This window comes from Chryseobacterium ginsenosidimutans (assembly GCF_039536845.1).
Classification (GTDB): Bacteria; Bacteroidota; Bacteroidia; order Flavobacteriales; family Weeksellaceae; genus Chryseobacterium; species Chryseobacterium ginsenosidimutans_B.
In genome coordinates this window covers 639,029-647,431 of record NZ_BAAAZJ010000003.1, presented here as the reverse complement: position 1 = coordinate 647,431, position 8,403 = coordinate 639,029, and the positions used below count along the sequence as shown (strand labels likewise).

Here is an 8,403-nt window from a genome sequence, read left to right as displayed (position 1 = left end):
CCGTTATTATTTAATTCTTTTTTGTAAAAACTTTTTGTATTGTCTGAAGTTCACTGTCGTTCATTTTCGAAGATTTCTTCAGTTTTGCAACAAAAGTATCCACTTCTTCAGCCGTTGAAGGACATCCAAGATTTTCATTTTTATCATTAAATGAATCTGCAAGAACTTCACCTTTCGGATTTATAACCAACCAGAACGGAAGTCCGGCATCTTTTCCTTTATATTTATTCATCAACTCTTCTCCTCCGGGGTTTTCAAGTGTTTTCTTTTCTCCCGTTTCCTGAACGTCAACATAAGCTGTAACGAATTTTTTACTAAAAATCGGTTTTGTTTCAGGCAGATTCATATTTTTCTCCATTACGTGGCACCATTTACACCATGAAGCATGAAACACAAGAAGTACGTTTTTATTTGTTGATTTAGCTTCGGTAAGAGCTTTGTTTAGTACAACATCAGCTTTTTCCTGAGCGAAGTTTAATTGAAATAAGAATAATCCTAATACGATCAATATTTTAGACAATTTCATTTGAATTTGATTTTAGTGGTTAAAAATTATACTAATGTAAAGATTTTTTTGATGTGGCAAAACAAAATTTATTCACATTAAAATGATTTTCTCAAGAATAAAGAAATCATTTATATTTGTTTGTAAACATTTTTAAATATGAAATTAAAAATTTTCATACTCTCTTTTTTTCAAATTTGTTTTTTACAAGCACAGCTTTCTCACAAGGTAAAAGAATTAGCTAAACCGTTGGATTCAATCTCCTATGCCGAATCCTCTAATATTGGAATTGCCGGAGAGAAAAGTATTGTTTATGATTATTTTAAAAAATTATCTGCAATTGCTACAAATGATGAACTTTATTATTTTGCCAGAAATGGGAGTAATTCATTGAAATTTTACTCCAGTACAGAATTATTTGAAAGGAAAGATAATAGATTTTTAGAAATTTATAAATATCATTCTGAAAATCCTTTTACAATTAGATATCAATCCGGCTGTGTAATTTCAAGAAGCAATATCACACAGTTGCTGAAAAGTCATATCAGCTCTAAAAAATATCTGTTTACAATAAGAAATGAATTCAGAGCCGAATTAAAAAACAATACACTTTCAACCAATATGAAAAAAGCACTCAAACAAATTGAAAAAGATTGTAAAAAAATATCTATGAAAAGCATAGAATTTTATTTAGCAGAAATTGAAAAAATAGATTCTGAGAAATAATCTTTCACTCAATTAAACAAAAAAATCCCCTCGCTTACGCTCGGGGATTTCTATTTTATCAGTCTTTGACTGCTTATTTTATTTCTTCGAAAATAACCAATACTGATAAACAAATAGTTACAATTTCAAGGTACAGATAAGATACAAAATGAATAGTATTAGTAAAGATGTGAAGTATAGAATTTTATTTCTTTTCTTTCAACAAAGTTTCTAACTTTCCTTTTGTTTCTGGAATTTCTTTTAGTGTCAACGCTTTCTTAAATGACTCTATTGCCTTTGCTTTGTTTCCTGTGGCAAGGTATAGATCCCCAATAGAATCGTAGCAGTTCCCACTTTTGGGATTGTTTATAATATTTAGCTTAAATAATGATTCTGCTTTTTTGAATTGCTTATTGGCCATCATTTGATACCCGAAATTATTGACCAAATTCTCATTTGGTTTCACAATATACCCCATTTGTTTAGATACATTTTCGTAGTGTGCAACTACTATTGAATCTAATTTAAAGTTGGGATCGTCCATCTCACTGTCATAAATCTTAAGACGATAAAAATCAAAGATATATCGAAGTGCATCATATTCACCAATCAGCCTTACTGATGGATGATTATCATCTTCGTAGAATTTATATTTGTAGCGCAGTTGATTTTGATTCGATTTTTTAAGTTCCTCTATAAACCTTAAGTTTGCCCTGATAAGAGCTGTATTACCGCTCGTATCTTTCATCACACTTAATGTATCAACTCCTTTTTCCAACCGGTTGGCCATCGCCATATACAATGTCTTTCCCTGATAATTCTGCTTGGCTAAAATACTTTTGGCATCCTCTACCACCTTTGCCTTATTCCACCACAATGCTCCGTCTAAAGAAACATAAGAATTAAACAAATCAGGTTTGTGAAGTAATGTATTAATCACTGTCAAACCTCCTACTGAATGACCAATAAACGTCTTATATGATGTGGTGGGATAAGTCGAATCAATATGAGGAATAAGCTCCTTTTCAACAAAAGACATAAAATTTTCTCCTTTACCGACAAATCCTTTAAACTCTTCATCAGAGCCTGTTGTCAGCTCACTCATTCTATTAGAATGTACTATCCCAATTACAATCATTGGCGGAGCTAGGCTTGTTTCTTCCATATGCTCGGTAATACTTACGACACTATTAAAATTATCATTACCGTCCAGTAAATAAATTACCGGATAATTACCTCTGTCTTTTATTTTGCTTCCACCATTACTATTTGGGATATGTATAAGAATTTCCCGATCTTCGCCTAATATCTTTGAAGATATCGTTTCTGAAAATCCAGTATTAAAGCGATCGTAATTTTGTGCTTGAACAAAGAATGAAAATAAAAGTAAGATGAGAGAACTGCAAAATGATTTCATAGTTTTAATTAAAGTATTTTAAATTTAGGCTGCAAAGATATATAAACTACCAACTTTAAAGAAAAAATTTATTTTTAGAAACTACCTTCAGTAAAGGATTTCAAGAAATTTGACAGTATGAATTTTGATATTAAAAATCGATGAATATCCTTAGTAGTCAGATAATTGACTAAACATTTGGTTAATAATCTTCATAAAGCAAATTCCTGTTCAAAATTCTTTAAGTAGAAAGGTTTTACTCCCTCCAACTCCACAAAAAACTCTGTAAATTAATAATTTACAGAGTTTTACATTTTTAGGCACTAAAATAGGTGCTAAAAAATAGGATACAAAATCACAACAAAAATCGATTAAAATCAACTATTAATAAAAAATACAAAACAAAAAAATCGCTGTAAATGTAATATTTACAGCGATTTGCTAATTTATTTCGATCGATATTAATCGATGATAATTGCTACTTACTTGACTTCTTCGAAGTCTGCATCCTGTACATCTTCACCTCCTGCATTTCCAGCATTCTGAGCTCCTGCATCTGCACCCTGAGCACCTTGTCCTGCTGCATACATTTCTTCTGAAGCTGCCATCCAAGCTGCATCTAAAGCTTCTGTTTTAGCTTTCACATCATCTCCGTTTTTAGCTTCGAAAGCTGCTTTTAATTCTGTGTGAGCTGTTTCGATTGCCGCTTTTTTATCTGCAGACAATTTATCACCAAACTCTTTCAATTGCTTTTCAGTCTGGAAGATCAATCCGTCAGCTTTGTTGAAAATTTCAACTTCTTCTTTTCTCTTAGCATCTGCTGCAGAGTTTTCCTGAGCTTCTTTCTTCATTCTTTCGATTTCTTCGTCAGAAAGACCTGAAGATGCCTGAATTTTAATAGTCTGCTCTTTACCGGTTCCTTTATCTTTAGCAGAAACGCTAAGGATACCATTAGCATCAATATCGAAAGTTACTTCAATCTGAGGAACTCCTCTTTGAGCTGGTGGAATATCTGTTAAATCAAATCTACCGATCTCTTTGTTATCGTTGAACATTGGTCTTTCACCCTGTCCTACTCTGATGCTTACAGCCGGCTGATTGTCAGAAGCCGTAGAGAATACTTCAGATTTTTTCGTTGGGATTGTGGTATTTGCTTCAATTAATTTAGTAAATACAGAACCCATTGTTTCGATACCTAAAGAAAGTGGTGTAACATCTAGTAAAAGAACATCTTTTACATCACCTGTCAATACACCTCCTTGGATAGCTGCACCGATTGCTACAACTTCATCCGGGTTAACACCTTTTGAAGGTTTTTTACCGAAGAATTTTTCTACTTCTTCCTGAATGATCGGGATTCTTGTAGAACCTCCTACCAAAATTACTTCGTCGATATCAGAAGTTGATAAACCTGCATCTTTCAATGCTTTAGCAACAGGATCCATAGATCTTTTTACCAAGTCTGCAGATAACTGCTCGAATTTAGCTTTAGTTAAAGTCTTAACCAAGTGTTTAGGACCTGTAGCCGTAGCTGTAATATATGGAAGGTTGATTTCCGTTTGTGGAGAAGAAGATAATTCGATTTTTGCTTTTTCAGCAGCTTCTTTTAATCTCTGTAGTGCAATTGCATCAGATTTTAATTCTACCCCTTCTTCAGCTTTGAATTCGTCTGCCATCCAGTTGATGATTACGTCATCAAAGTCATCACCTCCTAAGTGTGTATCTCCGTTTGTAGACAATACTTCGAATACACCGTCTCCTAAATCAAGGATAGAGATATCGAAAGTACCACCACCAAGGTCATACACAGCGATTTTTTGATCTTTATGAGATTTATCCAAACCGTAAGCTAACGCAGCAGCAGTTGGCTCGTTGATAATTCTTTCTACTTTAAGGCCAGCAATTTCACCAGCTTCTTTGGTTGCTTGTCTTTGTGCATCGTTGAAATATGCAGGAACAGTGATTACCGCTCTTGTAACTTCCTGTCCAAGATAATCTTCAGCAGTTTTCTTCATTTTCTGAAGCGTCATTGCAGAAATTTCCTGTGGAGTATATTCTCTATCGTCGATTTTTACTTTTACAGTGTCATTTGGTCCGGATACTACTTCGTAAGGTACTCTTGAAATTTCTTTAGCATCTTCTTTAAAGTGAGTTCCGATAAATCTTTTAATAGAGTATACGGTTTTCTTTGGATTTGTTACAGCCTGTCTTTTAGCAGGATCTCCTACTTTTCTTTCACCATCTTCTGTAAATGCTACGATAGAAGGAGTCGTTCTTTTACCTTCTGCGTTAGGAATAACAACAGGGTCTTTACCCTCCATTACAGCAACACAAGAGTTGGTTGTTCCTAAGTCAATTCCAATTATTTTACTCATAATATTTATATTTTTTCTAATTTTTTAAATTTTAATTTACATTCAGTATTTCTCAATATTTATACCATTCAAAATTTTGTGACAAATTGACATGTTTAATAATTAAAATATAGTATTAATCTTGTTCTAAAAATAAAATAATACTAAATATTTTGGTTTAATCCTTATTAAACATCATTTATTTAATGATTGCTGTTTTGTCATTAATTCAAAGCAATTATGGAAGTTTCTGATCATTTTTGTCACTTTCTGTTTTCAGCTTCTTCTATTTTATTTTTTATCTTGATTTTACAAAAATTATAATCGGTACTTTAATTTTTCGTTTGTTTTTAATAACTTTAATCTCTTACAACAAAAAAATAAAAGTTTCTCATGCTCAGGATTATTCAATATATTAAAATTTAATCAAACCTTAACGTTGAAAAACCCTCTGAGACACGCTGAATGATTATTTTTGACAAATTATAAACTAACGAATGTCATTACATTTTAATCCGAGAGATATTACATGGCTTGCTTTCAATGAAAGAGTTCTGCAGGAAGCCATGGACGAGAAAGTGCCTTTACATCTGAGAATTCGCTTTCTTGGAATTTTTTCAAACAATTTAGACGAGTTTTTCAGAGTGCGGGTTGCCGGATTAAAGCGTGCGATGGATTTCAAGGAAAAGGTAATCGCTGAGTCATTTTATCAGCCTCCATCCAAAATCCTTCAGAATATCAATGACATTGTGATGAGACAACAGCTCAATTTCGACAAAACCTGGAAAAAAATACAGGTTGAAATGAGTGAGCAGAAAGTTTCGATCAAAAATTCAAAAAACCTTACTCCAAAACAGAAAGATTTTGTCCGAAAATATTTTGATGAAGTAGTAGAATCCAACGTGATTCCTATTCTTCTGCATGAAAATACGCCGATGCCTTATTACAGAGACAAAAGTCTTTATCTGGGTGTTGCGATGAGAAAAAAAGACTGGCAATATTCCAGCAATTATGCTATTATTGAAATTCCGTCGCGTTTTGTGGGCAGATTTGTTCTGTTACCGACAGAAGATCCGGAGGAAAAAAACGTAATGCTTCTGGAAGACGTAATTACCTTCAACTTACCGCATATTTTCTCTTATTTTGGGTATGATGAATTTTCTGCTCATGCGTTCAAGATAACAAAAGATGCCGAGTTGGATCTTGACAACGATATCAGGACAAATTTCGCAGAAAAAATCGAAAAAGGACTTAAAAACAGAAGAAAAGGGAAACCTACACGATTCGTTTTCGATAAAGATATGGATAAAGCACTTCTTGAACTGCTTATCCGCAAATTAAACCTAAGCAAGAAAGACAGTATTATTCCGGGCGGAAAGATTCATAATTTTAAACATTTCATGGATTTTCCCGATGTTTTCGAAAAATATGAAAGACCTGTGGAAAGGACTTCTTTTACGCACCCCGCTTTTGAAAACACCGAAAGAGTTACAGATGTTATTTTAAAACATGACGTTCTTCTTACTTTCCCTTATCACAAGTATAATCCGGTGATCGACCTTCTCCGTGAAGCAGCGATGGATCCGGATGTAAAATCTATTCAGATTACGGCGTATCGTCTGGCAAGCAGCTCAAAAATCATTAATGCTTTGATTTATGCTGCAAGAAACGGTAAAGAAGTGACGGTAATGCTTGAACTTCAGGCAAGATTCGATGAAGAATCCAACCTGGAATGGAAAGAAATGCTGGAGCCGGAAGGAATCACTGTTTTGGTAGGAATTCCTAATAAAAAAGTTCATGCAAAACTTTGTGTCATCAAAAAAAGATCGCACAACAAAACCATTCAGTATGGCTTCATCAGCACTGGAAATTTCAACGAAAAAACGGCAAGAATTTACGGTGATCATTTAATAATGACTGCAGATCGTGGCGTAATGGCGGATATTAATAAGGTATTTAATGTCTTAAAAAAACCAAAAGACGACTTCCTTACTATTCTGAAAACCTGTAAAAACCTTTTAGTTTGTCCTCAGTTTATGCGTGAAAAAATTGTTCACCATATCGACAAAGAAATTGAAGAAGCTAAAGCAGGAAGAAAAGCAGAAATGATCATTAAAGCCAATTCTGTAAGCGACAGAGCTTTAATTCAAAAGTTATACGAAGCGGCACAAGCAGGAGTGGTTGTCAGAATGATTGTGAGAGGAATTTATTGTGCAATTAATCAAAAAGATTTTAAAGAAAAAATCAAAGCAATAAGTATTGTGGATGAATATCTGGAGCACGCCAGAGTAATGTATTTCTATAATAAAGGTGTAGAAGACATCTATATTTCTTCTGCCGACTGGATGACCAGAAACCTGGATTACAGAATTGAAGCTGCAGCAAAGATCACCGACAAAAGCCTGAAGAAAGAATTGAAAGATATTCTCGACATACAGTTGAGAGATAATGTAAAAGCTCGTATTTTAGACAAAAAATTGAGCAACGAGTATATTCACAATGATAAAGAAAAATGCCGTTCTCAGATTGAAACATACAGATATTTACACGCTAAAACGAATAAAAAATGAAGATTGCAGCCATAGATATAGGAAGTAATGCAGCCAGATTATTGATTAATGAAGTAAAAATCAATAATAGACAGCCCGAATTCATTAAACTTAATCTTTTGAGAATACCTCTAAGATTGGGAATGGATGTTTTCACCCTTGGAAAAATTGGTGAAGAAAGGGAAAAAATGGTGATCGACTCGATGAAGATTTTCAGTGATTTAATGAAAATTTATAAAGTCGAACATTACAGAGCCTGTGCTACGAGTGCAATGCGTGATGCCGCAAACGGGCAAAATATTATTGAAGAAGTAAAGAAAACTTCAGGAATTAATATAGAAATCATTACCGGTGACGAAGAAGCAACTTTAGTCTTTGAAAACCATGTTGCAGAAGGACTTGACAAGGAATTCGCCTATTTATATATTGATGTTGGAGGAGGTTCTACAGAGCTCACTTTCTATGAAAACGGGAAAATGAAGTACGAAAAATCTTTCAATATCGGGACAATCCGTTTGCTGAACAATTTGGTAACACCTGATAACTGGAAAGATATGAAAGAAGAAATCAGGAAAAATATCAACAGCAAAAAACCAATTGTAGCGATCGGTTCGGGAGGAAACATCAACAAAGTTTTTTCAATGAGCAAAACTAAAGATGGTAAACCCATGTCGTTATCTCACCTGAAAAAAGTCCATAAAGAATTTGACGACCTTACCGTTGAAGAAAGAATGACAAAACACAATATGCGAGAAGACAGAGCCGATGTTTTGGCTCATGCCTTGAAGATTTTCAACAATGTAATGACATGGTCGGAAATTAATAGGATTTTTGTTCCGAAAATATCCGTTGCGGACGGATTGATACACAATATTTACAGTCAATTACACGACA

At 33.7% G+C, this 8,403-nt stretch carries 6 protein-coding genes; 3 read left to right on the top strand and 3 right to left on the bottom strand.

The window, feature by feature from the left end:
* Positions 1-10 precede the first annotated feature (10 nt).
* A complete protein-coding gene (locus ABD745_RS03000; RefSeq protein WP_344824958.1) occupies positions 11-526 on the bottom strand; it encodes a thioredoxin family protein in 516 nt (171 codons plus the stop codon).
* 138 nt (positions 527-664) lie between these two features.
* On the opposite strand from ABD745_RS03000, the gene ABD745_RS02995 reads away from it, so the two are divergent.
* Positions 665-1,231, top strand: coding sequence for a hypothetical protein (locus ABD745_RS02995; protein WP_344824955.1), 567 nt, complete (start codon positions 665-667; stop codon positions 1,229-1,231).
* A gap of 184 nt (positions 1,232-1,415) precedes the next feature.
* Here the strand turns inward: ABD745_RS02995 and ABD745_RS02990 are convergent, their stop codons facing one another.
* Together ABD745_RS02990 and dnaK are read right to left on the bottom strand one after the other, a co-directional pair.
* Complete coding sequence (locus tag ABD745_RS02990) at positions 1,416-2,627, bottom strand: alpha/beta hydrolase-fold protein (protein ID WP_344824952.1); 1,212 nt, start codon at positions 2,625-2,627, stop codon at positions 1,416-1,418.
* 461 nt (positions 2,628-3,088) lie between these two features.
* Entirely contained in the window at positions 3,089-4,981 is a 1,893-nt protein-coding gene (gene dnaK / locus ABD745_RS02985; protein WP_344824948.1) for a molecular chaperone DnaK, read from the bottom strand.
* A 476-nt stretch (positions 4,982-5,457) separates the two neighbouring features.
* On the opposite strand from dnaK, the gene ppk1 reads away from it, so the two are divergent.
* Entirely contained in the window at positions 5,458-7,530 is a 2,073-nt protein-coding gene (gene ppk1 / locus ABD745_RS02980; RefSeq protein WP_344824945.1) for a polyphosphate kinase 1, read from the top strand.
* On the top strand, positions 7,527-8,403 hold an 877-nt coding region (locus ABD745_RS02975; RefSeq protein WP_344824942.1), incomplete at its 3' end, for a Ppx/GppA phosphatase family protein. The genes ppk1 and ABD745_RS02975, both read left to right, overlap by 4 nt.